This window comes from Leisingera coralii, assembly GCF_049056525.1.
Taxonomy (GTDB): domain Bacteria; phylum Pseudomonadota; class Alphaproteobacteria; order Rhodobacterales; family Rhodobacteraceae; genus Leisingera; species Leisingera coralii.
Genome location: NZ_JBHUPT010000119.1, coordinates 1 through 1,455, shown reverse-complemented (window position 1 = coordinate 1,455; position 1,455 = coordinate 1). Strand labels below are relative to the sequence as shown.

The 1,455-nt window shown below is 58.8% G+C and carries 1 protein-coding gene; it reads left to right on the top strand.

The window, feature by feature from the left end; translation table 11 throughout:
- Positions 1-252 precede the first annotated feature (252 nt).
- Positions 253-1,340, top strand: a protein-coding gene (locus ACFMBG_RS23875) for an IS3 family transposase (RefSeq protein WP_421057133.1) whose coding sequence is annotated in 2 segments (ribosomal slippage) — positions 253-514 and positions 514-1,340 — 1,089 coding nt in all. Because the reading frame shifts where the segments join, the coding sequence is not laid out codon by codon here.
- Positions 1,341-1,455 lie beyond the last annotated feature (115 nt).

Genomic DNA, 1,455 nt, shown 5'->3' with positions numbered 1-1,455 from the left:
AATTCGTCCGTCCGTTTCGTTCCCATAGCTCGTCTCCTTGGCTGCAATAAATGCTATCAAAGGAGCGGCATCAAACCGCGACAGGTCCATGTAGTGCCACTCGACCTTCCGGTCTTCCTGCCATTTCAGAATGGCATTCGACGTCAGTTCGGTCCCATTATCGCTGACCACCATGCAGGGATGGTAATCCCCCCCGATCTTAGGGGGATGCGGAAGTAGAATTTTCTCGGCAGGATGAACGAGGAGATTCCGATGAAGAAGACACGTTTCACCGAGGCCCAGATCATGGGTGTGCTGCGCCAGATGGAGGGCGGAGTTCCTGCCGCCGAACTTTGCCGCGAGCACGGCATGAGCAGCGCCACGCTGTACAAATGGCGAGCAAAGTATGGCGGCATGGATGCGAGCCTGATTTCCGAGATGAAGGCCATGGCCGAGGAGAACCGGCGACTGAAGCGCATGTTTGCCGACGTCAGTATGCAAAACGACCTCCTGAAGGAGGCGCTTGGAAAAAAATGAAACGGCCAGCTCAACGCCGGGAGTTGGCCGTGAAAGCGGTGGCGATGAAGGGAGTCAGCATCGCGCTGGCCTGCCGGGCGTTCGATGTCAGCGAGACCTGCTATCGCTACAGCCCGAAACTGGATGACGAGAACGAGCAGATTGCCGACCTGCTGCTCGGACTGACTAAGGTGAAGAAGACCTGGGGCTTCGGCCTGTGCTTTCTGTACATGCGGAATGTCCGAGGTCATGTCTGGAACCATAAGCGCGTCTACCGGATCTACCGCGAGCTGGAACTGAACCTGCGGATCAAGCCCCGCAAGCGGTTGAAGCGGGACAAGCCCGAGGCCTTGGAGGTGCCGCAAGCTGCGAACGAGGTCTGGTCCATGGATTTCATGGCTGACAGGCTCGATGACGGTCGTCAGTTCCGGTTGCTGAACGTGCTGGACGACTTCAACCGCGAGGGCTTGGGCATTGAGATCGATTTCTCGCTGCCCGCCGAACGGGTTGTTCGGGCGTTGAACCAGATCATCGAGTGGCGAGGCGCGCCGCGAACCATTCGTGTCGACAATGGCCCTGAATACATCAGCGGCACCCTGATGGAATGGGCCGAGGACAAGGGCATCGCCTTGGCCCACATCCAGCCGGGCAAACCGCAACAGAATGCCTACGTCGAGCGCTACAACCGGACAGTCCGGCACGAATGGCTGGACCTCCACATCTTCGAGAGCATCGACGAGGTCCAGCAGATTGCCACAGAGTGGCTCTGGTCCTACAACAACGAGCGCCCCAACATGGGTAACGGCGGGATGACCCCCGCCCAGAAACTGAGAATGGCCGCGTAAATTCTACGACCATGCCCCCCCTAAAACCGGGGGGTTTACCGGATAGCCACGCGTTCGGGCGATATTATCGAGCTCACGGGCAACCCGCTGGCCGGAGAGTGAGGTGTCCACGACC